A 20,645-nucleotide genomic window follows, 5' to 3' on the forward strand; every position below is an offset into this window, starting at 1 on the left:
AACCCGGCAACCCGGCAACGCGGCGACCCGGCGAACGCACGCCGCCGGGCCCGCGATACTGAGGGACATGACCCGCCTGATCCTCGCCACCCGCAACGCCGGAAAAATCGCCGAACTCAGGGCCATCCTCGCCGAAGCAGGCCTGCCCCACGACCTGATCGGCGCGGAGGCCTACCCCGACGTGCCCGACGTCAAGGAGACCGGCGTCACCTTCGCCGAGAACGCCCTCCTCAAGGCCTACGCCCTCGCCCAGGCGACAGGCCTGCCCGCGGTGGCCGACGACTCGGGCCTGTGCGTCGACGTCCTGGGCGGCGCCCCCGGCATCTTCTCGGCCCGCTGGTCCGGCCGCCACGGCGACGACAAGGCCAACCTCGACCTCCTCCTCGCCCAGCTCGCCGACATCGACGACACCCACCGCGCCGCCCACTTCGCCTGCGCTGCCGCCCTCGCCCTCCCGGACGGCCGCGAACGCGTGGTCGAGGGCCGGCTCCGCGGCACCCTCCGCCACGCCCCCACCGGCACGAACGGCTTCGGCTACGACCCGATCCTCCAGCCGGACGGCGAAACCCGCACCTGCGCCGAACTGACCCCGGCGGAGAAAAACGCCATCAGCCACCGAGGCAAGGCCTTCCGGGCCCTGGTACCGGCGGTACGCGAGCTGCTGGGCTGACCCAGAAGGGGGCCGTCCAGCCTGGACGGCCCCTCTGCATGTGTGCGGCCGGTGGGACTCGAACCCACACGGGTGTGAACCCACTGGGATCTAAACCCAGCATGTCTGCCTAATTCCATCACGGCCGCTCAAAAACGGTCATCGTGCTCAACCGGCAGCGCTCAGTGTACGGGTAGAGCGAGTCACGCGGCGAGGGGAGCCCTGACCTTCTGCCGACACCAGGTTGCTGTCAGCGCATGACAGTTGGGGCACAGGTATCGCAGGTTTTCTCGACGGTTGTCGCGCCAGTCCCCATTGATGTGGTCGATCTGCAGGGTGATGGGCCGCCCGAGCCACTCGCCTGTGTTACCGCAGGTTTCGCACGCGTATGGCACCCCGATCTCGGTCAGCGCCCGGTGAAGCTGAGATCTGTTGGTGCGTCCTGACTCCGGGGGCAGGACGTTCAGCACCCGCTGGGGGACGAACTCAGGGGCGGGGCGCTCCTGACGTGCCCACGACCGGCGTTTGAAGTGTTTAGTGTCCAGGCCGAGCCGATTCGCTGCGCGCCGGACTCGCCGGTGATTGGTGTCGTTCACCTCCAGGCCGAGGCCCCGCATCACCTCGGCGTAGCTCGTGGAGTGCGGTACGAGGTCGCGAAGCTTGTCCTCGGGGATGGGCAGGCGTTGGTGGGAGAAATGTGCTGTATCGATGCGGTCGGCGCGCAACATGCGGCTCAGGGTCGCGCGGGAGCGGCTGTCATCCGGTACGCCCAGAGCACGAGCCACGCCTCGCACGCTGGTCGCCGTTGCCACAGCCGCCCTGAGTTCGTCGGTGGTGAAGGGCAGATCCAGGTCGGGCCGGTCCATACCGGGGAAGTGGCTGATGTCAATGCCAGCCGCGTGAATGCGGCGGCGAATGTGCGACAGGGTGCCGGTGGCCGGAGTGGCGCCCAGTTTCAGTGCGACTTCGCGCAATGACGACGATGAGGCGGCGGCTTCGGCAATGGCGGAGTCCGGATACTTGCGCCACGGGCTGCGCTTGACGAAGTGGCTCGTGTCGAGGCCGTGCGCGGCCACTTTCTCCTGCAGCACGCGCCGTTGACCTCCGCTCGCCCTGAGCCCGAGCCGGCGCATCAGGTCGGCCCAGTTGCGGGCCTCCGCAACGGCCGGTGCGAGCTGTGCCCTGTCGTACGGGTCGACCCGCTGTGCGCTGGGCTTGCTGGTGCTGCTCGTCGCGGATTCCGGTGTGCTCTGCACGTCTCTCGCCCCTCCTGTATCGGCCGCGTGTTCGTGGCCTCGTACGGAGTAACGAAACGGTTGTCAGGTGGTTACGCCTGGTGACGTGAGAGCGGCCCGCGCCGGGGAATGCCGGCGCGGGCCGATGGGCGGCAGCCAACGGGCGTCAGATGCCGAGGTCCTTGATGATCTTGGCGACGTGGCCGGTGGCGCGGACGTTGTAGAGGGCGCGTTCCACCTTGCCCTCCTCGTCCACGACGATCGTGGAGCGGATGACGCCCAGGTAGGTCTTGCCGTAGTTCTTCTTCTCGCCGTAGGCGCCGTAGGCCTCGGTGGTGGTCTTCTCGGGGTCCGCGAGCAGGGTGACCTTCAGGTTCTCCTTCTCGCGGAAGCGGGCCAGCTTCTCCGGGGCGTCCGGTGAGATGCCGATCACGTCGTAGCCCGCGCCGGCCAGGAGTTCCAGGTTGTCCGTGAAGTCGCAGGCCTGCTTGGTGCAGCCGGGGGTCAGGGCGGCCGGGTAGAAGTAGACGATGACCTTGCGGCCCCTGTGGTCCGACAGGGACACCTCGTTGCCGTCGGCGTCGGGCAGGGTGAAGTCGGGGGCAACGTCCCCGGGCTGGAGTCGCTCACTCATCGACCTAGCGTAACCGGGGGTCCTGACAGTGCGGCGGCACGCGGAGCTGACAGACTGTCTTGGACAGCATCAGCAGACTTCCGGAGGCCGTACGGTGGCGGACACGTCGGACACGAGAACGCCGGCGCAGATCGAGGCGGACATCAAGCGCCGCCGCGATGTGCTGGCCGAGACCCTCGACGAGATCGGGGTGCGGGTGCACCCGAAGACGATCGTCGGGGACGCCAAGGCCAAGGTGGCCGCCAACGTCGATCACACGCTCGGACGGGCCTACGTGGAGGTCAACCGGGTCGTCAGCGACGTGCGGGCCAAGTTCGTGGACGAGGAGGGCGCCCCCCGGCTCGAGCGGATCGTGCCCGTCGCCCTCGTCGCCGTCGGACTCGTGGGCCTGTTCGCCCTGAGCACCCGGCGGCGCAAGGGCTGACCAAGGGCTGACCCACCGGCGCACGGACGCGGCAAAGGCAGGTAGGTTCGAAGGCGTGAGCGCCAAGAGAAACGAGCAGAGCACCCAGCACGACAAGCTGCCCATCCGGATGCTGCACGACCGTGTGCTGGTGCGGCAGGAGACCGGTGAGGGCGAGCGGCGGTCGGGCGGGGGCATTCTGATCCCCGCCACCGCGGCGGTGGGGCGGCGGCTGGCCTGGGCCGAGGTCGTGGCCGTCGGGCAGAACGTCCGTACCGTGGAGCCGGGCGACCGGGTCCTGTTCGACCCGGAGGACCGGGCCGAGGTGGAGGTGCGGGGCGTGGCGTACGTGCTGATGCGCGAGCGTGACCTGCACGCCGTGGCCGCCGACCGTTTCGAGGGAGCCGAGGACTCGACCGGGCTCTACCTCTGAGGAAGACGTAGGACAGACAACGGCGAAGGGGGCCGGTGACAACCGTCACCGGCCCCCTTCGCCTTCTGTCGTCCGTCACTGTCTGCGGCTGGTGGTGAACAGGCCCGCGGTGGTTCCGCCGGTGTCGGTTCCGGTCGTGCCGCCGTTGGTGCCGCCGTTCGTGCCGCCGTTCGTGCCGCCGGTGGTTCCGCCGTTCGTCGTGCCGCCGGTGGTGGTGGTGCCGCCGTTGGTGCCGCCCGTGGTGGTCGTCCCGCCGCCGGTCGTGGTGGTGCCGCCGGTCGTGCCGTCCGTGGTGCCGCCGGTGGTGCCGCCGGTCGTGGTGCCGTCGGTCGGCGTGGCCGTGCCGCCGGTGGTGCCGCCGGTGTCCTGGCCGCCGTTGTCGGTGCCGCCGTCCTGGCCGCCCGTGTCCGGCTTCTGGGTGGGGGAGGCGCTGGGCGGCTGCTGGACCACGTCGGCGCCCGGCTGGAGCTGCAGGTGGAAGTCGGCGGCCGGCTTCCCCTTGAGGGCGGTCTTGGTGTACTGGGCCCAGATCTCGGCGGGCGGGCCGCCGCCGTTGACGCGGGGCAGGCCCATCGCGCCGTACAGCGACTTGTGCTGGGCGGTGACGGGGTCCTGGCCCATCACGGCGACGACGGTGGCGAGGTCGGGGGTGTAGCCGGCGAACCAGGCGGCCCGGTCCTCCTCGGCGGTGCCGGTCTTGCCTGCGGCGGGCCGGCCGGCGGCCTGCGCGGCGGTGGCGGTGCCGTTCTGGACGACGGACCGCAGGATCGACGTGGTGGTGTCGGCGGCCTCCCGGCTGACCGCCTGGGAGCTGGTGTTCTTCGGCAGGTCCATCACGTCCTTGCCGTCCTTGGTGATGGACTCGATGATCGTGTAGACGCCGTGCTTGCCGTGGTTGGCGAGGGTCGCGTACGCCTGTGTCATGTCCAGCACGCTGGCGGTGGCGGTGCCCAGCGCGATCGACGGGTAGGGGTTGAGGTCCTTGGTGTCGGACGGGATGCCGAGGGCGAGCGCGGTCTGCTTGACCTTGTCGGGGCCGACGTCCACGGCCATCTGCGCGTACACCGAGTTCACGGACTTGTCGGTGGCGGTGCGGACGGTGATGTCGCCGTAGGAGACGCTGTCCTCGTTCTCGGGGGCGTAGGTGCCGCCGCTCCAGCCCTGCACGGGGCGCCTGTTGGTGCCGTCGTAGTAGGTGTTGGGCGTGATGGGGTTGCCGCCCTGGGTCTCGGACTCGTTCTGGACGGCGGAGGTGAACACGAACGGCTTGAAGGTGGAGCCGACCTGGAAGTCACCGCGGGTCGCGCCGTTGGTGTACTGCTTGACGTAGTCGATGCCGCCGTACATCGCCACGACCTTGCCGGTCTTGGGGTCGATGGAGGCGCCGCCCGCGCGGACGTAGGTGTCGACCTTGCGGTGCTTCTTGTCGAGCCGGGAGATCACCTTGTCGTTCACCGCCTTCACGAAGGCGTCCTGCTTGCTCTTCTGCAGGGTGGTGGTGATGCGGTAGCCGCCGGCCTCCAGCTCGTCCTTGTCGACGATCTTGTTCTCGGTGAGGTAGTCCTTGACGGCCTCGACGAGGTAGCCGCGCTGCCCGGACATGCCGGTGGAGACGGTCTGCTCCCTCGGCATGGGGAACTTCAGCCCGGCGCGCACCGACTGGGTCAGCCAGCCCTTCTTGACCATGCCGTCGAGGACGTAGTTCCAGCGGGCGACGGCGGCGGGCCTGTTCTGCGGGTGGGCGACGACGTCGTACTCGCTGGGCGCGTTGACGAGCGCGGCGAGGTAGGCGGCGTGGGCCGGGTCGAGGTCGGCGGCGTCCTGGCCGTAGTAGGCCTGCGCGGCGGCCTGGATGCCGTAGGCGTTGCGGCCGAAGTAGCTGGTGTTGAGGTAGCCCTCGAGGATCTGGTCCTTGGACTGGGTGCGGTCCAGTTTGATCGAGATGAAGAACTCCTTCACCTTGCGGGTGACGGTCTGCTCCTGGGCCAGGTAGTAGTTCTTCACGTACTGCTGGGTGATCGTCGAGCCGGACTGCTTGCCCTTGCCGGTGGCGGTGTTCCAGCCGGCCCGCAGCATCGCCTTGGGGTCGATGGCGGACTCGGTGTAGAAGTCGCGGTCCTCGGCGGCCAGCACCGCGTGCTGGGCGTCCTTGGAGACCTGCGCGAGGGTGACGTTCTCCCGGTTGATCTCGCCGTCGCGGGCGAGCTGGGAGCCGTCGGCATACAGGTAGACGTTCGCCTGCTTGGTGGCGAGCGCGTTGGCCGGCGGGATCTTCACCATCGAGTAGCCGAGGAAGAACAGGCCGACGAGCAGCAGGACGCCGATCACGAAGGTGCCGAGCATCATGCGCCAGGTCGGGATCAGCCGGCGCCAGCCGGTGCGCCGGGGCCGCTTGGGTTTCGTCCCCTCGCCCTGTTCACCCCCTTGCTGACTGCCCTGGTCGGCCGGCTGCTGCGCCTCGTCACTCATGTGTTGCACGGACTCCTGTTTCGCGTCGTACGTTCCCGTACGACCTCGTTCGCCTTCTGCGCCCCCTGTTGAAGACTCTCGCACCCGTCGTTCCGTTCCCGGATCCTGGCACGCGTCCGGTCCGGAAAACCCGTGGCGTGCGTCACGGTCCGCGCACTAGGCTCCTGCGCTTCGGTGCCGGTCGGCTGAGGAGGTCTGTGGCGTGGGTTCGGGGCGGTTGTACGCGGCCGTCGCGGCAGGGGGGTTCAGACGGTACGCGACGTACCGGACGGCCACGGCGGCCGGGGTGTTCACGAACACCGTCTTCGGGGTGATCCTCGTCTACACCTACCTGGCGCTGTGGGACGTGAAGCCGCATCTGGGCGGTTACGACCGGGCGCAGGCGGTCACCTACGTGTGGCTGGGGCAGGCGATGTTCTCCACGCTGGCCATCCAGGGCGGGGGTGTGGAGCGGGAGTTGATGGACCGCATCCGCACGGGTGCGATCGCCGTCGACCTGTACCGGCCGGCCGATCTGCAACTGTGGTGGCTGGCGAGCGACATGGGGCGGGCGGTGTTCCAGTTGCTGGGGAGGGGCGTGGTGCCGTTCGCGTTCGGGGCGCTGTTCTTCCCGTTGGCGTTGCCGGGTGACGTCGTCACCTGGGCGTCTTTCGGTGTCGCGCTGGTGCTGGCGATGGCGGTCAGTTTCGGGATCCGCTACCTGGCGGCGCTGAGCGTGTTCTGGCTGCTGGACGGCATCGGCGTCGGGCAGGCCCTGATGGTGACGGGGGTGTTCTGCTCGGGTCTGACGCTGCCGTTGAACGTCTTCCCGGGCGGCCTCGGCGATGTGGTGCGGGTGCTGCCGTGGGCGGCGCAGTTGCAGGTGCCGGCGGACGTGCTGATGGGGGAGACCGCGCCGCTGTCGGCGTTCGCCTTCCAGGCGGCGTGGGCGGTGGTGCTGCTGGCGGCGGGGCGGCTGGTGCAGTCGGCGGCGACGCGGCGGGTGGTGGTGCAGGGTGGGTGAGGTCTCCGGGGCGGGGGAGGCGGCCGGAGCAGCCGTCGGGGCTGGCGTGACCTGTGAGGCCGGCGGGGCCACAGGGCTGGGGGAGGCTCGCGGGGCGGCTTCCCGGGTGGTGGACGGCCTGCGGGCCTACCGGCTGATCGCGGGCATGTGGATCCGTTCCACGATGACCTACCGCACGTCCTTCGCGCTGACGGTGGTGGGCAATCTGCTGCTGACCGGGATGGACTTCGTCGCGATCCTGCTGATGTTCTCCCGGGTGGATTCGCTGGCCGGCTGGACGCTGCCCGAGGTCGCCTTCCTGTACGGGCTGTCGGTGACGGCGTTCGGGATCGCGGATCTGCTGCTCGGTTCGGCGGAAGCGCTGGGTGCCCGGATGCGTGACGGTTCCTTCGACACGCTGTTGGTGCGGCCGGTTCCGGTGCTCGCCCAGGTCGGCGCGGACCGTTTCGCGCTGCGGCGGCTGGGCCGGATCACGCAGGGCGTGCTGGTGCTGGGGTGGGCGCTGGCTTCCGTGGACGTCGCCTGGAGCGTGGGGAAGGTGCTGCTGGTGCCGGTGACGGTGGTCAGCGGGGCGGCGGTGTTCGGCGCGGTGTTCGTGGCGGGCGCTGCGTTCCAGTTCGTGGCGCAGGACGCGGCGGAGGTGCAGAACGCGTTCACCTACGGCGGCACCACGCTGTTGCAGTATCCGCCGACGGTGTTCGGCCGGGACCTGGTGCGGGGGGTGACGTTCGTGCTGCCGCTCGCCTTCGTCAACTGGGTGCCTGCCGCTCATGTGCTGGGGCGGCCGTATCCGCTGGGCCTGCCCGGGTGGACGGCGTTCGCGTCGCCGCTGGTGGCGGTGGTGTGCTGTGCGGCTGCGGGTCTGGTCTGGCGGGCCGGGCTGCGGTCCTATCGGAGTACGGGGAGTTGACGGTGGACGGTGCCCTGATCGAACTCGACGGCGTCGAGAAGGTCTTCGACGTGCGCAGGAAGACCGGTTTCCTGAAACGGGAGCGGCGGCGGGTGCGGGCGGTCGACGCGCTGTCCTTCACCGTGGCGCGCGGTGAGATGGTCGGCTACATCGGGCCGAACGGCGCCGGCAAGTCGACGACGGTCAAGATGCTGACGGGCATCCTGACGCCGAGCGGCGGCCGGCTGAGGGTGGCGGGTCTCGACCCGTCGCGGGAGCGGACCCGGCTGGCGCACCGGATCGGGGTGGTGTTCGGGCAGCGTACGACGCTGTGGTGGGACCTGCCGCTGATCGAGTCGTACCGGCTGATGCACCGCATGTACCGCATCCCGGACGCCCGTTACCGGGAGAACCTCGACCGCTGTGTCGAACTGCTGGAGCTGGGCCAGCTGTTGGACGTGCCGGTGCGGCAGCTGTCGCTGGGGCAGCGGATGCGCGGTGACATCGCGGCGGCGCTGCTGCACGATCCGGAGGTGCTGTACCTGGACGAGCCGACGATCGGCCTGGACGTGATCTCCAAGACCAAGGTGCGGGGTTTCCTGCGGGAGCTGAACGCCGAGCGCGGCACGACGGTGCTGCTGACCACACACGACCTCCAGGACATCGAGCAGTTGTGCTCGCGGGTGATGGTCATCGACCACGGCCGTCTGATGTACGACGGTCCGCTCGCGGGGCTGCACGAGGCGGGGGAGAGCGAGCGGACCCTGGTGGTGGACCTGGAGCGGGAGCTCGCGCCGATCGAGGTGCCGGGCGCGCGGGCGGTGCGGGTGGAGGGGCCGCGGCAGTGGCTGGCGTTCCCGGCGGGGCAGTCGGCGGCGCCGCTGGTGGCGCGGATCGCGGCGGAGTACCCGCTGGTGGACCTGTCGGTGCGGGAGCCGGACATCGAGGCCGTCATCGCGAAGATGTACGCCGGGAAAGCGGTCTCGTAGGCTGCTGTCATGACCGACGACGCAGTCCCGGATCTCCGCGCGTCCGATGCCGACCGTGAACGGGTCGCCGAGGCCCTGCGGGACGCCCTCGCGGAGGGCCGCCTCGACATGACGGAGTTCGAGGAGCGCCTGGAGGCGACGTACCGGGCGCGGACGTACGGCGAACTCGCGCCGATCACCCGGGACCTGCCGGTGCCGGGCGTGACCCCGCCGGCGCCCGTCTCCTTCGCCAAGGAGGGCGCCGGGAGCGGGGAGTGGGCCGGGCGGATCGTCGGCGGCGAGGGGTCGTCGACGTGGGCGGTGGCGGTGATGTCCGGCTTCCAGCGCAAGGGCCGCTGGACCGTGCCCCGGCGGTTCACCTGCTTCGCCTTCTGGGGCGGCGGCGAGCTGGACCTGCGCGAGGCGGACTTCGCCGACCGCGAGGTCGTGATCAACTGCGTCGCGATCATGGGCGGGGTGAACGTGATCGTGCCGCCCGGCGTCGAGGTCGTCGTGCGCGGGATCGGCGTCATGGGCGGGTTCGACCAGCGTGCGGAGGGTGCGCCCGGTCAGCCGGGGGCGCCGCGGGTGATCGTGACCGGCTTCGCCTTCTGGGGCGGCGTGGGCGTGGAGCGCAAGCCGACCCGGGCGGAGCGGCGCCGGCTGAAGGAGGAGCGCCGCCGGGAGCGGCTGGAGCGCGGCCGGCGGGAGTCCCTGCCGGAGGGGCGGGAGCGGGAGTCCCTGCCGGAGGGGCGGGACGAGGAGTACGACGAGTACGGGGCCCACCGCCGGATGTTCGACGACCACCACCGGATGCTCGACGCGCACCGCGAGCGGCGGCAGGAGCAGCGCGAGGAGCGCCGGGAGCGGCGCCGCTCCGACGACTACTGACCTCTTACCGGCCTTCTGAGCCCCCTGCCGCCCGGCTACAGCCGGCTACAGCTCGGCCGGCGCCGACCCGCTCAGGTCGTTCAGGTCGAAGACCTCCGCCATCCGGGCGTAGCCCTTGTCGCTGGGGTGGAGGTGGTCGCCGGAGTCGTAGTCCGAGCGCAGCCTGCGCGGGTTGTACGGGTCCCGGAGCGCCTTGTCGAAGTCGACGACGGCGTCGTAGAGCCGGCCCGCGCGGATCTCGGCGTTGACCTGCTGCCGTACCCCTTCGCGTGCGGGGGTGTAGCCGCGGTGGCCCTGGAAGGGCATGAGGGTGGCGCCGACGACCTTGATGCCGCGGGCGTGGGCCTGGCGGACCAGGGTGCGCAGGCCGTCGAGGATCTCGTCGGGGTCGGCGAGCCGGGGGTTGCGCAGGATGTCGTTGACGCCGAGGTCGATGACGACGACCTTGACGTTGGTCCGTGCCAGCGCGTCGCGGGAGAAGCGGAGCAGGCCGCTCTGGTTGTCGGCGGGGCGGCCCAGCCCGCTGGCCAGGACCTGGTTGCCGCTGATGCCCTCGTTGACGACGCTGTAGCGCGGCACCTTCCGGCCGGCGGCGAGCGCGGTGCGCAGCCGTCCGGACAGCACGTCCGGCCAGCGGTGGTTGGCGCCCTCGGTGGAGGTGATGCCGTCGGTGAGGGAGTCGCCGAAGGCGACGACCGTGCCGTCCGACTCGTTGCTCAGCACGTCCAGCGCGGTCAGGTAGCGCCAGTACGCCACCTGTTCGGTGTACGCCGTACCGGTGACGTCCTCGGTGGCGTCCCCGTCGGCGACGTAGGAGATCTGGCGGGCGTGCGGGTGGTAGGTGACCGGGCCGGAGGGGGTGGGCGAGTAGGTGGTGACCAGGACGTCGCTGTCGTGCGGGACGGCGACGCGGACGGCGTCGCTGAGCACCTGGCGGCCGGCCGGGACGACGACGGCGGTGCTGCCGTTGAACGTCAGCCGCCGCATGGTGCGGGCCGTGGCGGCCGCGGTGCCGTCGCCTGCGGCCACGGCGATCGAGGCGTGCGTGATCGTCAGCGGCGACTGGCCGTAGAGGTTGGACAGGGTGATGCGGGCGCTGGTGCCGCCCACGGAGACGTGGACGACGTTGCGCACCGAGCGGCCCGCCAGGCCTTCGGTCTCGGTGCCGGGCTCGGCGCCGGCCGGGGAGGCCGCCCAGGCGCCGACCCAGATGCCGGTGGAGGCGGGGGCGGCGGAGTTGTGCGGGCGGCTGCCCTTGGCCGGCGTGCTGTTGCCGGCGGTGGTGGTGCCGTCGTCGGCCGCGACACCGACGTAGAGGGCCGTCGCCAGGCCCACGATCAGGGCGATGATCGCGGAAAGCAGGGCATAACCGTGACGCCTGGTCATGCGGTGCGCGTCTCCTCGGGAGCGTGGGAGCCCGAGGCTCCGAAGTGATCATCCCAATGATGAGGCATGGGATGAGGGGTAGTTGAACAGGACCCCCCATTGGGCCGCCGGAGTTCTCCGTGAATTCCCCCTCCGGACAGACGCCGGGAACTTCAGTTCCGTTCCAGGAGTCGGTCAGGAAGGGACAATGTGTGCGAGGGATCACGAACGGGTGGAGCTGGTGGAACGGGTGGAGCGCGTGAAGCGGGTGGAACGGATGGAACCCACTGAACCGGACAATGCGACGGACGACGCGGTACGGCACGCCCGCCCGGACGCCGCCGGCCGGACCGTCCCCCCTGCGGCCGTACGCGCGATGACGACCTTCAGCGCCGCCGACGTGGAGAAGCAGCGCGGCGTGCGCCGGATGAAGCTCACCGCGACCGGCATGCTGCTGTTCGTCGCGCTCGTGTACGTCCTCGCCAAGTGGGCGGAGAACGCGGGCGCCGGCGCCTGGGCGGGCTACGTCGCCGCCGCCACCGAGGCCGGTATGGTCGGCGCGCTCGCCGACTGGTTCGCCGTCACCGCCCTCTTCCGCCGCCCCCTCGGCCTGCCCATCCCGCACACCGCGATCATCCCCACCAAGAAGGACCAGCTCGGCGTCTCCCTCGGCGAGTTCGTCGGCGAGAACTTCCTCTCCCAGGACGTCGTACGGCAGCGGCTGCGCGCCGTCGGCATCGCCGCCCGGCTCGGCCGCTGGCTGTCCGAGCCCGACCACGCCGACCGGGTCACCGCCGAGCTGTCGGCCGCGCTGCGGGGGGCGCTGACGGTGCTGCGCGACTCCGATGTGCAGGCCGTGGTCGGCGAGGCGATCACGCGTCGCGCCGAGGCCCAGGAGATCGCGCCCGGCATGGGGAAGATGCTGGAGAAGGTCGTCGCCGACGGCGGCCACAGACGGGTCGTCGACCTGGTCGTCGGGCGGGCGCACGACTGGCTGGTGCTGCACCGCGAGAACGTGATGGACGCCGTGCAGGGCGGCGCGCCCGGCTGGACCCCGAGGTTCGTCGACAAACGGGTCGGCGAGCGCGTCTACAAGGAACTGCTGCGCTTCGTCACCGAGATGCGCGACATGCCCTCCCACCCGGCGCGCGGCGCCCTCGACCGCTTCCTCACCGACTTCGCCTCCGACCTGCAGTCCGACACCGACACCCGGGCGCGGGTGGAGCGGCTCAAGAGCGAGGTGCTGGGCCGCGGCGAGGTCCAGGACCTGATCGCCTCCGCCTGGACCGCCGTACGCTCCATGATCGTGTCGGCGGCCGAGGACGAGCGCAGCGAACTGCGGCTGCGCGTGCGGGCGTCGCTGCTGTCGCTGGGCGCCCGGATGGCGGCCGAGCCCAAGCTGCGCGGCAAGATCGACGGCTGGGTGGAGGGCGCCGCGGTGTACGTCGTGGCGACGTACCGCACGGAGATCACCCTGCTCATCACGGACACGGTGGCGAGCTGGGACGCCGAGCACACCACGAAGAAGATCGAGGCGCACATCGGCCGCGACCTGCAGTTCATCCGCATCAACGGCACGGTGGTCGGCTCGCTGGCCGGCCTGCTGATCTACACCGTGTCGCGGGCGCTGGGGGCGTAACCGCGCCGGGCGGGGGCACCCGATCCGGGTTCCACTCGCTGAGGAGGGAGCCCATGACCACCGCGCAGGCCGAGACCGGCCGCACCATCACCACCGACATACCCGCTCGCCTGGACCGCCTCCCCTGGTCACGCTGGCACTGGACCATCGTGATCGGGCTCGGCACCGTCTGGATCCTCGACGGCCTGGAGGTCACGGTCGTCGGCAACATCGCCGGCCGGCTCTCCGAGCCCGGCAGCGGGCTGCCGATCACCTCCGGCGAGGTCACCGGTCTCGCGGCCGCGCTCTATGTCGCCGGCGCCTGCTTGGGCGCCCTGTTCTGGGGACGGCTGACCGACCGGTTCGGCCGTAAAAAACTCTTCATGATCACGCTGGCCGTCTATCTGGCGGCCACCGCTCTGACCGCGGTCTCCTTCGAGACCTGGTGGTTCTTCGCCTTCCGCTTCCTGACCGGCTTCGGCATCGGAGGCGAGTACGCGGCCATCAACTCCGCGATCGACGAGCTGATCCCGGCCCACTACCGCGGCCGCGTGGACCTCGCCATCAACGGCAGCTTCTGGGTCGGCGCGGTCTTCGGCTCCCTGCTGTCGATCCTCGTGCTGAACGAGAGCATCCTGCCCGCGAACGTGGGCTGGCGGCTGACCTTCGCGCTCGGCGCGGTCCTCGCCCTGGTGATCCTGCTGGTACGGCGGCACGTCCCGGAAAGTCCGCGCTGGCTGCTGATCCACGGCCGCGACGACGAGGCCGAGGAGATCGTCACCTCCATCGAACGCCAGGTCCAGGGCGGCCACCGCGCACCGCTGCCCGAGCCCGCCGGCGAGATCACCATCCACCAGCGCCGCAACGTCACCTTCCTGGAGATCGCCCGCACCGTCTTCGCCGACTACCGCAAGCGCTCGGTCCTCGGCTTCTCCCTCTTCATCGGCCAGGCGTTCCTGTACAACGCGATCACCTTCGGCTTCGGCGCGATCCTCACCAAGTTCTACGACGTCCCCGCCGACCACACCGGCTACTACTTCGCGGTCATCGCCGTAGGCAACTTCTTCGGCCCGCTGCTGCTCGGCCGCCTCTTCGACACCGTCGGCCGCCGCGTGATGATCTCCGGCACGTACCTGCTCTCCGGCCTGCTGCTGTTCGTCACGGCGTGGCTGTTCGGCCAGGGTTCGCTGAGCGCGGGCACCCTGACGGCGTGCTGGTGCCTGGTGCTGTTCTTCGCCTCGGCGGGCGCCTCCAGCGCCTACCTGACGGTCTCCGAGGTCTTCCCGATGGAGACCCGCGCGATGTCCATCGCCTTCTTCTACGCCCTCGGCACGGCCGCCGGCGGCATCAGCGGCCCGCTGCTGTTCGCCGACCTCACGGGCACCGGCAAGGTCGCCGACACGGTGCTCGCCTTCCAGATCGGCGCGACCCTGATGTGCCTGGCCGGCCTGGTGGCGGCGGCCCTCGCGGTCCGCGCGGAACGCCGCTCCCTGGAGGACATCGCCCAGCCGCTCACCGCGGTCCCGGCCCCGGCGGTGGCCCGCACCGGCCCGGAACCGGGGACGGCTACGGCGTGAGGCCGTGCCGTGCCGTGCCGGGGCCTGCGCCTGTCGCCTGACGGCGCGCGGCCCCGGCACGGCACGATCCCACCGGCGTCAGCCGCCCGCTCGGCAAGGGTCAGTAGGCGGCGAGTCCGCGGACGCCGGTGCTGCTGAACAGCAGCCAGAACCTGGTGCCGTCCTTGACGTCGGTGGCCGCCAGACCCCAGGTGTTGGCCTGGACCTGCCGGGGGTCGTTGCAGTAGTAGTCGCCGTTCGTGGGATCGAAGCACGTCTGGACGTAGACCGTCGTGGTCATCTTGACGTTGATGTCGTTGCAGTTGGACGTGGTGTAGGTGGCGCTGTAGGGCGGCCAGTGGCCGTTGTCGTCGGTGCCGTTGATGGTCTTGGCGCTGCCGTAGCACGACGTGGCCGCCGCGGACGCCGCGGGCGCCGGGACGAGGAACAGCCCGGCCATGGCGGTGGCAGCCGCCGCGAGCACCGCTGTCCGTCTTGCTGTCCGTTTCGCTGTCCGCCTCTTGCTTCGCATCACAACGCCTCCATACCGATTTCACGCCGGATAGGCCCGATATCAGCTTCTGCGCATGCGGCAGCCATGTCACTGTCATTCGAATCAGGTGAAGAGCCGCAGGTAGGAGAGCCGAGGGGGACCGGATGCTCCGCATCCATTTCACGGCTGGGGACCTGGCGAGAACCCGCGTCGCCACGGCACCGCACCCGTTGTGGGAGATAGCCGCCAGCCTGCACCGATTCCAGACCCGGGAGGGACGCTGGGCCTACGCGCACTGGTACCGGACCGCTCGCGTCCGGCTTCGGGAGGCCGGTCTCGACCGCGTGCTGCGGGGCATGCTCCTGCCTCTCTTCCCGCGCACGAGCTACTTCCCCGACTTCCTCACCCCGACGGAGGGCGCCGAAGGGCTGGACGCCGGTCTGCACGCCGTGCTCGCCGCCCCCCGCCGACAGGTGACCCTGGAGACGACCAGACTCGCCCGGACGATTCCGTCCCCCCGCTGGGTATCCCGCCTGAACGAGCGCGACATGCGCGGCCGTCTCGTCCAGGCGCTGCGCGACTACCACCGAACCGTGATCGCCCCCCATGAGGACCACATCGGCGAACGCCTGCAAGCAGAACGAATCCGCCACGCCCGGTCCCTGCTCGACCTCGGCGTCGAAGGCATGCTCGGCGACCTCGCCCCGACCATCCGCTGGCGCCATCCCGTACTGGAGATCCCCACCTACCCGGAGAGGCGTGACATCCACCTCGACGGGAGGGGACTCCTCCTCATCCCCTCCTACTTCTGCTGGCAGGACCCCATCACCCTGGCGGACCCCCGGCTGCGACCCGTGATCCTCTATCCCCTCCACCACGCCCCGGCCGCCTCGGCACCGGCCGCCGGCAGGCAGCCGCTGCACGCCCTGCTGGGCCGTACGCGAGCCGCCGTCCTGCAGGCGACCGTCACCGGAGCCAGCACCACCGAAGCCGCCCGGCGCGCCGGGGTCTCGACCGCGACCGCGACCCACCACACCGCCGCGCTGCGCGAGGCCGGACTGATCAACAGCGATCGCCACGCCAACATCGTCCTGCACACCCTCACACCGCTGGGTGCCGCGCTTCTGGCCGGTGCTCGGCCGGATCGCCCCGGCCCCCGACAGCCGCCTGCCCCATGAGGCACGCTCTCGTCGGCTCCGGTCACCAAGTGCGGCCCGCCACGGTCACCGTGCCGGGGTTTCAGCCCCGGCGGTCGGCGACCGCCCAGGAAGCGAGGGCCACGGCGCCCGCGACGCCGAACACGGCGGGCCAGGCGCCCACCTTCTTGGCCAGCGGGTGGGAGCCCACGAAGGCGGCGACGTACGCCGCCGACAGCGCCCCCGCGGCCTTCCCGCCGGCCCGCTGCCGCCACTGCTGCGCGGCGGCGGCCCCCGCGACGGCCAGCACGGCCCCGCCGAGCGGGCGCCTGCCGGTCCAGCGGGCCACGCCGTAGCCGCCGACGAGTCCGCTCGCGGCGATCACCGCACCGGGAACCTTGGCCATGGCCATCGTCTGCCTCCTGCCGCTGCCGCTTCGAGTGTGACTGATGTGCCCGAGGCTAACTCCGGCAACTCCGAAGGCCCCGAACCTGAGTCGGGAGTTGTCAACTTTCCTCTTGAGGGCTATATAAGAAGTCGTAGGGCATCGCACTGAGAGCGCCTGAGGAGAGGAGTGACCCGTGATGCTCATGCGCACGGACCCGTTCCGTGAATTCGACCGAGTCGCGCAGCAGGTCTTCGGCTCGACCGCCCGTCCCGCCGCGATGGCGATGGACGCCTACCGGGCCGGCGACGACTTCATCGTCCACTTCGACCTTCCCGGCATCGACCCCGAGTCGATCGAGCTGGACGTCGAACGCAACGTGCTGAACGTCCGCGCCGAGCGCAAGTCCCCCGCCCCGGAGGGCGCGGAACTGATCGTCGCCGAACGCCCCACGGGTTCCTTCACCCGCCAGCTGTTCCTCGGCGACACGCTCGACACCGAACGCATCGACGCCTCGTACGAGGCCGGCGTCCTGACGCTGCGCATCCCCGTGGCCGAACAGGCCAAGCCCCGCCGCATCCAGATCACGGGCGGCAGCGACCGCCCCAGGCAGATCAGCGGCTGACGTATCCCCGACACCAAGAGACCGAGACTCCACGAAACCGAGAAACACGAAACCGCGACAAGCGTCCCGCAGGCAGCGCGTCCGCCTGCGGGACGCGGCACACCTCTGCGTGAATCCGGAGGAGGAGCCCACACATGACGGCGACGACGGTACCGAGCGTGACGGTGCCGCTGACGACCCCGATGTCGACGACGACGACCGCGACGGCGACGGCGACGACGAGCGCGCCGACCGCCCCGAAGGCCACCCTGAAGACGACCCTGCTGAGCCCACGGCCCGCACCCGCACCCGCACCCGTATCGGTATCGGTCTCGGGATCGGTATCCGGCCCGAGAGCCGAATGGGACGACCTGGTGGAGGAGGTACGGGAAGCCGGTCAGTACACCACCCGGGCGGAGGCCGAACGCGTCACCCGTATCGTCCTGTCGGCCCTCGGCGGACACGTGGTCGGCGACGAACGGGTCGACCTCGCCCGTGCTCTGCCCGAGGAGGCGGCGCGCCTGGTCGCCTCCCAGATCCCGGTCACACGCCCGCTGACGGCCCAGGAGTTCGTCGACGCGGTGGCGGCCCGCATCGAGGGAGCCACCCCCGCTACGGCCCGCTGGGACGTCAGCTCGGTCCTGGGCGTCCTGCCCGGCCTCGTCGCCGACGACGACCTGATCGACCGCGTCCTGACCCAACTGCCTCCGGGCTACGCCCTGTTGTTCGGCCGCGCGGAGCTGGGCCCGCCGACGGCGTAGGCGTCGATGAGGCCGAAGACGGCCTCCGGCTGCTCGATGTGCGGAAGGTGGCCCGCCTTCGCGACGGTCTCCAGCCGGCCGTCGCCGAAGGCCGCCGCGTACGCCGCCCCGTACGCGGGCGTGACGATCCGGTCGCTCTCGCCCCACACCAGCAGAGCGGGCCGCCGCACCCGCGCCAGCCGCCGCAGCAGCTTCGGATCGTGCATGTACGGCTCCCCGGCCAGGATCCGCATCGTGGCCATGTTGCCCTGGCGGCGGGAGAGTTCCTCGGCGGGCAGGCCGGCGGGATCGACGTAGTACCGGTCGGGCTCGTGCCAGGAGTGCTCGGCGGCGGCGCGGGGGTCGAGCGCGAAGAAGTCGGTGATCGGCTCGGCCTCGACGCGCACGCCCACGGCGTTGATCAGCACCAGCCCGCCGACGATGCCGGCCATGTCGCGTACGGCCATCTCGGCGGCGATCCAGCCGCCGAGCGAGGAGCCGACCACGAGGACGTCGGTGAGCCCGCGGTCGTGGAGGAGGTGGAGGTAGGCGAGGGCGAGATCGTCGACGCCGGTGCACCAGTCGGGGCGCGGGTTGCCGTCCCAGCCCGGGTGCACGGGGGTGAGGGTGCGACCGGTACGGGCGAGGTGCCCGGCGAGCCCGGCGACGGTCGCGGGCCCGCCGCCGTGCAGGACGAGCACGGGCCGGCCGTTCGCGGGGCCGTCCTCGGAGATGCGCAGGGGAAGGTCGTCGTACACGTGGCAGATCTGTTCGGCAGGCATGCGCAGCACTGTAACTAAGGATGCTTATATAAGCTAGCTTAGTCCCTTGCTATCCTTGCCCTCATGCACGTTGACCAGCGACTTCAACTCCTCGGCCGGGCGGTCAAGCAGGCCCAGTACCGCCAGCACCGGGCGCTGGACGGCGCGCTGGCCGCGGTCGGCACGACCCTGGCCCAGTGGGACGCCCTGCGCGCGATCGCCCGCACCCCCGGCGCGTCGGCCCGCGAACTGGCGCCGGCCACCTTCCAGACCGAGCAGGCCTTCGGCACCCTGGTGAGCCGCCTGGTCGCCCAGGGCCTGGTCGAACGCCGCCCGGACCGAGGCCGCCGCCTCGCCCACCACCTCACCCCGGAGGGCGAGCGGACCCTGGAAGCGGGCCACCGAGTGGCTGACGCCGTCCTGACGGAATGCTTCGCGCCACTGGGGGAGGAGGAGCGGGGGGTTCTGCTGGGATTGCTGGAGCGGCTGAACGGGGGCGAGGTCACTTGACCCTCGCCTGCGCTTCTCTCCATTCACCGCTACTCGGAGTGGATGCCGTCGTCCGGTGTCACAGCGACGATGGCCACTGTGGGAGGTGGCGGCGACGGCGTGTACACGTACGCCACCGCGAGGCCGGGTACGTCAGCTCGGGGCTCGATCCTCGTCTTGCGCACCTCCGTGCCGTCGTGCTGCGGCAGTCCGAGGAGTACCCCGAGCCGAGGCGCGCGCTCCAGCTCTTGCCGTAGCGCTTCCAGCGCCTCCTCGGCGCCGAGCCCTTTCGCCCGCTGGGCGACCCGTCCTGTGACGGCTGCGATCACACCGCTCACTGGCTCTGGTTCTCCCGCTTCAGTCGGGCCGTGAAGTCGACACCTTCCTGCACTGCGATGTCGAAGTCGGGGTCCTGGTAGAGACGGATCCTGCCGCGGTAGTCGACGATCACGGCGGCGACGGCGTTGAGGTCCGTCTCCGACGACGCCTCCAGTGCTCGCTGAAGGTCCGCTTCGAAGGATTCCCGGTCCCCTGGGAAGCCGTGGCCCGAACGCAGGGCGGCTCGAATGTCGCCGATGGTCCGCAAGGGCAGCGACGCAGAGACTGGTGGCTCCGAATGTTGTGCGCTCACTTTGGTCTGCTCCTCGATGTCCTCTGTACTGAGGGGAGTGTCCTACAAGTGCGGGTGTCGCGTCTGTGTCATGTGCTGCAAGAAGAGTCGCCAGGCGTCGCCACCGATAGTGATCGCGGGCTTCTCCGTGTTCTTTGAGTCGCGTACCAGAGCACTGTCATCATCCAGCGCACACTCGACGCACTCCCCTCCCGCGCCGTTGCTGTACGAGGATCTGAACCAGACCGGACGTCCGGCGCCCTTGGGCGCTGTAGTGCTCACCTTGCATACTCCTTCAAGATCGACTCGACCAATAGTGCTGAGCGCTGAGGACTCAGAGCCGCTGCCCGCAGGCCGTCGAATGCCTTGGTGTACTCACGGACGTGATGCTCGCCTTCCAGATACACGGCGTCAGTAATGCCGTCTCGGTATACAAGATCGGGATCCTCCGGGGCGGGAAATCCGAGCACGGTGAACGTCCCTGTGGCTGGATAGGTGCCCGAGTCGAAGGGGAGTACCTGCAAGGTCACGGTCGGCAACTCGGCGGACTCCAGGACGCGCTCGAGTTGCTCTCGCATCTGACTGCGGTCCCCGATGACATTGCGAAGAGCACCCTCATTCACGACGAACCATGCATCAGGCGCATCGGGACGAGTCAGCATGGCCTGGCGTTCCATCCGTACATGTACGGCTCTCTCGATGTCCGCGGCGGTCATGTGAGCGCCCGACCTGTGGAGTTCGCTGGCATAGGCCTTCGTCTGCATGAGGCCGGGGATCACCTCGCACTGATACTGACGCACCGTCGATGCATCCTGTTCCAGGCCGATGTAGATGTTGAACCACTCTGGAATTCCGGCTCCGTGCACCTGCCACCAGCCGCGTGTCTTGGCCTCCCGGGCCAACGACTTCAGGAACTCGCGCAGCTCCTCACTGGTGCCGTAGAACCGGCACAGGGCCTCGATGTCGGACGGCTGGACCCGGCCGCTTCCCGTTTCCATGCGGTTGACCTTCGAGCCGCTCCAGTCCAGGGCCTCGCCGACCTGCGCGCAGGTGAGCGCGCTCTGCTCCCGGAGCTTCTTCAGCTCGAACGAGAGACGGCGACGGCGTGCCGTCGGTGATCCAGCCATATCAACCCCGTTTCGGATAGCGGGTGTTCAGTCTTGCGCCAAGGGGTGTGCTTGCCAATCACTCAGAAGTGGGAATCTCGCGCTGCAAATTGCACGAGGGCATACGCACCACGCACTCTGATGGCGAGGCAACCCACCGTGAGAGCCGGTAACAGTGGGTCGCTCGCGGGCTTCGCCGTAACGAGAG

At 70.2% G+C, this 20,645-nt stretch carries 24 protein-coding genes and 1 tRNA gene; 13 read left to right on the plus strand and 12 right to left on the minus strand.

Going from position 1 to position 20,645, the window contains the following annotated elements:
- Positions 1 to 67: 67 nt before the first annotated feature.
- On the plus strand, positions 68 to 670 hold the full coding sequence (gene rdgB, locus AB0G63_RS15590; protein ID WP_360750045.1) for an RdgB/HAM1 family non-canonical purine NTP pyrophosphatase: 603 nt from the start codon (positions 68 to 70) through the stop codon (positions 668 to 670).
- A 43-nt stretch (positions 671 to 713) separates the two neighbouring features.
- Here the strand turns inward: rdgB and AB0G63_RS15595 are convergent.
- From AB0G63_RS15595 to bcp, 3 genes are all read right to left on the minus strand, one after another.
- Positions 714 to 798, minus strand: a tRNA-Leu gene (locus AB0G63_RS15595).
- Between the two features lie 54 nt (positions 799 to 852).
- Entirely contained in the window at positions 853 to 1,905 is a 1,053-nt protein-coding gene (locus AB0G63_RS15600; RefSeq protein WP_360750048.1) for an HNH endonuclease, read from the minus strand.
- 145 nt (positions 1,906 to 2,050) lie between these two features.
- Positions 2,051 to 2,518 (minus strand): thioredoxin-dependent thiol peroxidase, encoded by a 468-nt coding sequence (bcp, locus tag AB0G63_RS15605; RefSeq protein ID WP_360750051.1) that lies wholly within the window; start codon positions 2,516 to 2,518, stop codon positions 2,051 to 2,053.
- 94 nt (positions 2,519 to 2,612) lie between these two features.
- On the opposite strand from bcp, the gene AB0G63_RS15610 reads away from it, so the two are divergent.
- The gene (locus AB0G63_RS15610) at positions 2,613 to 2,942 is read left to right on the plus strand and encodes a DUF3618 domain-containing protein (RefSeq protein ID WP_360750054.1); all 330 of its coding nucleotides are present in this window, start codon (positions 2,613 to 2,615) and stop codon (positions 2,940 to 2,942) included.
- Between the two features lie 55 nt (positions 2,943 to 2,997).
- Positions 2,998 to 3,354 carry a co-chaperone GroES gene (locus tag AB0G63_RS15615; RefSeq protein WP_351885703.1) on the plus strand — a complete coding sequence of 119 codons (357 nt, stop codon included), beginning with the start codon at positions 2,998 to 3,000 and terminating at the stop codon, positions 3,352 to 3,354.
- Between the two features lie 75 nt (positions 3,355 to 3,429).
- Here AB0G63_RS15615 and AB0G63_RS15620 read toward each other — a convergent pair whose 3' ends face one another.
- Entirely contained in the window at positions 3,430 to 5,823 is a 2,394-nt protein-coding gene (locus tag AB0G63_RS15620; RefSeq protein ID WP_360750058.1) for a transglycosylase domain-containing protein, read from the minus strand.
- Between the two features lie 202 nt (positions 5,824 to 6,025).
- Between AB0G63_RS15620 and AB0G63_RS15625 the strand changes: the two genes are divergently transcribed.
- The 4 genes from AB0G63_RS15625 (at position 6,026) to AB0G63_RS15640 (ending at position 9,574) form a co-directional block, all read left to right on the plus strand.
- Positions 6,026 to 6,826 carry an ABC-2 family transporter protein gene (locus AB0G63_RS15625; RefSeq protein WP_360750061.1) on the plus strand — a complete coding sequence of 267 codons (801 nt, stop codon included), beginning with the start codon at positions 6,026 to 6,028 and terminating at the stop codon, positions 6,824 to 6,826.
- 145 nt (positions 6,827 to 6,971) lie between these two features.
- Complete coding sequence (locus AB0G63_RS15630; RefSeq protein WP_360750184.1) at positions 6,972 to 7,736, plus strand: ABC transporter permease; 765 nt, start codon at positions 6,972 to 6,974, stop codon at positions 7,734 to 7,736.
- Positions 7,737 to 7,738: 2 nt separating this feature from the next.
- Positions 7,739 to 8,704, plus strand: coding sequence for an ABC transporter ATP-binding protein (locus AB0G63_RS15635; protein ID WP_360750064.1), 966 nt, complete (start codon positions 7,739 to 7,741; stop codon positions 8,702 to 8,704).
- 9 nt (positions 8,705 to 8,713) lie between these two features.
- The gene (locus AB0G63_RS15640) at positions 8,714 to 9,574 is read left to right on the plus strand and encodes a DUF1707 domain-containing protein (protein ID WP_360750067.1); all 861 of its coding nucleotides are present in this window, start codon (positions 8,714 to 8,716) and stop codon (positions 9,572 to 9,574) included.
- A gap of 45 nt (positions 9,575 to 9,619) precedes the next feature.
- On the opposite strand, the gene AB0G63_RS15645 is transcribed toward AB0G63_RS15640, so the two are convergent.
- Positions 9,620 to 10,960: an SGNH/GDSL hydrolase family protein gene (locus AB0G63_RS15645; protein WP_360750069.1), complete on the minus strand. Its 1,341-nt coding sequence runs from the start codon at positions 10,958 to 10,960 to the stop codon at positions 9,620 to 9,622.
- Positions 10,961 to 11,147: 187 nt separating this feature from the next.
- Between AB0G63_RS15645 and AB0G63_RS15650 the strand changes: the two genes are divergently transcribed.
- On the plus strand, positions 11,148 to 12,578 hold the full coding sequence (locus tag AB0G63_RS15650) for a DUF445 domain-containing protein (RefSeq protein ID WP_360750072.1): 1,431 nt from the start codon (positions 11,148 to 11,150) through the stop codon (positions 12,576 to 12,578).
- Positions 12,579 to 12,631: 53 nt separating this feature from the next.
- A complete protein-coding gene (locus AB0G63_RS15655) occupies positions 12,632 to 14,134 on the plus strand; it encodes an MFS transporter (RefSeq protein ID WP_360750075.1) in 1,503 nt (500 codons plus the stop codon).
- A gap of 100 nt (positions 14,135 to 14,234) precedes the next feature.
- On the opposite strand, the gene AB0G63_RS15660 is transcribed toward AB0G63_RS15655, so the two are convergent.
- The gene (locus AB0G63_RS15660; protein ID WP_360750078.1) at positions 14,235 to 14,597 is read right to left on the minus strand and encodes a hypothetical protein; all 363 of its coding nucleotides are present in this window, start codon (positions 14,595 to 14,597) and stop codon (positions 14,235 to 14,237) included.
- Between the two features lie 173 nt (positions 14,598 to 14,770).
- On the opposite strand from AB0G63_RS15660, the gene AB0G63_RS15665 reads away from it, so the two are divergent.
- A complete protein-coding gene (locus tag AB0G63_RS15665; protein WP_360750081.1) occupies positions 14,771 to 15,784 on the plus strand; it encodes a helix-turn-helix domain-containing protein in 1,014 nt (337 codons plus the stop codon).
- Positions 15,785 to 15,845: 61 nt separating this feature from the next.
- Here AB0G63_RS15665 and AB0G63_RS15670 read toward each other — a convergent pair whose 3' ends face one another.
- Positions 15,846 to 16,148, minus strand: a complete 303-nt coding sequence (locus AB0G63_RS15670; protein ID WP_360750083.1) for a hypothetical protein — start codon at positions 16,146 to 16,148, stop codon at positions 15,846 to 15,848.
- A 178-nt stretch (positions 16,149 to 16,326) separates the two neighbouring features.
- Here AB0G63_RS15670 and AB0G63_RS15675 point away from each other — a divergent pair, with 178 nt between their 5' ends.
- Complete coding sequence (locus tag AB0G63_RS15675; protein WP_360750086.1) at positions 16,327 to 16,752, plus strand: Hsp20/alpha crystallin family protein; 426 nt, start codon at positions 16,327 to 16,329, stop codon at positions 16,750 to 16,752.
- A 350-nt stretch (positions 16,753 to 17,102) separates the two neighbouring features.
- Positions 17,103 to 17,492: a DUF2267 domain-containing protein gene (locus AB0G63_RS15680; RefSeq protein WP_360750186.1), complete on the plus strand. Its 390-nt coding sequence runs from the start codon at positions 17,103 to 17,105 to the stop codon at positions 17,490 to 17,492.
- Here the strand turns inward: AB0G63_RS15680 and AB0G63_RS15685 are convergent.
- Complete coding sequence (locus tag AB0G63_RS15685) at positions 17,444 to 18,253, minus strand: alpha/beta hydrolase (RefSeq protein ID WP_360750089.1); 810 nt, start codon at positions 18,251 to 18,253, stop codon at positions 17,444 to 17,446. The genes AB0G63_RS15680 and AB0G63_RS15685 overlap by 49 nt on opposite strands.
- A gap of 63 nt (positions 18,254 to 18,316) precedes the next feature.
- Here AB0G63_RS15685 and AB0G63_RS15690 point away from each other — a divergent pair, with 63 nt between their 5' ends.
- A complete protein-coding gene (locus AB0G63_RS15690) occupies positions 18,317 to 18,742 on the plus strand; it encodes a MarR family winged helix-turn-helix transcriptional regulator (RefSeq protein ID WP_360750092.1) in 426 nt (141 codons plus the stop codon).
- A 29-nt stretch (positions 18,743 to 18,771) separates the two neighbouring features.
- Here AB0G63_RS15690 and AB0G63_RS15695 read toward each other — a convergent pair whose 3' ends face one another.
- From AB0G63_RS15695 to AB0G63_RS15710, 4 genes are read right to left on the minus strand one after another with little or no spacing between them, the layout of a single operon-like run.
- Complete coding sequence (locus AB0G63_RS15695; RefSeq protein WP_360750095.1) at positions 18,772 to 19,059, minus strand: hypothetical protein; 288 nt, start codon at positions 19,057 to 19,059, stop codon at positions 18,772 to 18,774.
- On the minus strand, positions 19,056 to 19,352 hold the full coding sequence (locus AB0G63_RS15700; protein WP_360750096.1) for a DUF6247 family protein: 297 nt from the start codon (positions 19,350 to 19,352) through the stop codon (positions 19,056 to 19,058). Before AB0G63_RS15700 ends, AB0G63_RS15695 begins: the two co-directional genes overlap by 4 nt.
- Before the next feature lie 42 nt (positions 19,353 to 19,394).
- The gene (locus AB0G63_RS15705; protein ID WP_360750098.1) at positions 19,395 to 19,613 is read right to left on the minus strand and encodes a DUF397 domain-containing protein; all 219 of its coding nucleotides are present in this window, start codon (positions 19,611 to 19,613) and stop codon (positions 19,395 to 19,397) included.
- Positions 19,610 to 20,458 (minus strand): helix-turn-helix transcriptional regulator, encoded by an 849-nt coding sequence (locus AB0G63_RS15710; RefSeq protein WP_360750100.1) that lies wholly within the window; start codon positions 20,456 to 20,458, stop codon positions 19,610 to 19,612. The genes AB0G63_RS15705 and AB0G63_RS15710 overlap by 4 nt, the downstream gene beginning before the upstream one ends.
- Between the last annotated feature and the right edge of the window lie 187 nt (positions 20,459 to 20,645).

This window comes from Streptomyces sp. NPDC020996 (assembly GCF_040641355.1).
Lineage (GTDB): Bacteria > Actinomycetota > Actinomycetes > Streptomycetales > Streptomycetaceae > Streptomyces.

Bases quoted from the DNA above. Each gene is read 5' to 3' on its own strand.
- AB0G63_RS15665 (WP_360750081.1), top strand. From the start codon at position 14,771: ATGCTCCGCATCCATTTCACGGCTGGGGACCTGGCGAGAACCCGCGTC.
- AB0G63_RS15650 (WP_360750072.1), top strand. From the start codon at position 11,148: ATGTGTGCGAGGGATCACGAACGGGTGGAGCTGGTGGAACGGGTGGAG.
- AB0G63_RS15640 (WP_360750067.1), top strand. From the start codon at position 8,714: ATGACCGACGACGCAGTCCCGGATCTCCGCGCGTCCGATGCCGACCGT.
- AB0G63_RS15710 (WP_360750100.1), bottom strand. From the start codon at position 20,458: ATGGCTGGATCACCGACGGCACGCCGTCGCCGTCTCTCGTTCGAGCTG.
- AB0G63_RS15620 (WP_360750058.1), bottom strand. From the start codon at position 5,823: ATGAGTGACGAGGCGCAGCAGCCGGCCGACCAGGGCAGTCAGCAAGGG.
- AB0G63_RS15690 (WP_360750092.1), top strand. From the start codon at position 18,317: ATGCACGTTGACCAGCGACTTCAACTCCTCGGCCGGGCGGTCAAGCAG.
- AB0G63_RS15670 (WP_360750083.1), bottom strand. From the start codon at position 16,148: ATGGCCAAGGTTCCCGGTGCGGTGATCGCCGCGAGCGGACTCGTCGGC.
- AB0G63_RS15655 (WP_360750075.1), top strand. From the start codon at position 12,632: ATGACCACCGCGCAGGCCGAGACCGGCCGCACCATCACCACCGACATA.
- AB0G63_RS15645 (WP_360750069.1), bottom strand. From the start codon at position 10,960: ATGACCAGGCGTCACGGTTATGCCCTGCTTTCCGCGATCATCGCCCTG.
- AB0G63_RS15630 (WP_360750184.1), top strand. From the start codon at position 6,972: ATGTGGATCCGTTCCACGATGACCTACCGCACGTCCTTCGCGCTGACG.
- rdgB (WP_360750045.1), top strand. From the start codon at position 68: ATGACCCGCCTGATCCTCGCCACCCGCAACGCCGGAAAAATCGCCGAA.
- AB0G63_RS15685 (WP_360750089.1), bottom strand. From the start codon at position 18,253: ATGCCTGCCGAACAGATCTGCCACGTGTACGACGACCTTCCCCTGCGC.
- AB0G63_RS15675 (WP_360750086.1), top strand. From the start codon at position 16,327: ATGCTCATGCGCACGGACCCGTTCCGTGAATTCGACCGAGTCGCGCAG.
- bcp (WP_360750051.1), bottom strand. From the start codon at position 2,518: ATGAGTGAGCGACTCCAGCCCGGGGACGTTGCCCCCGACTTCACCCTG.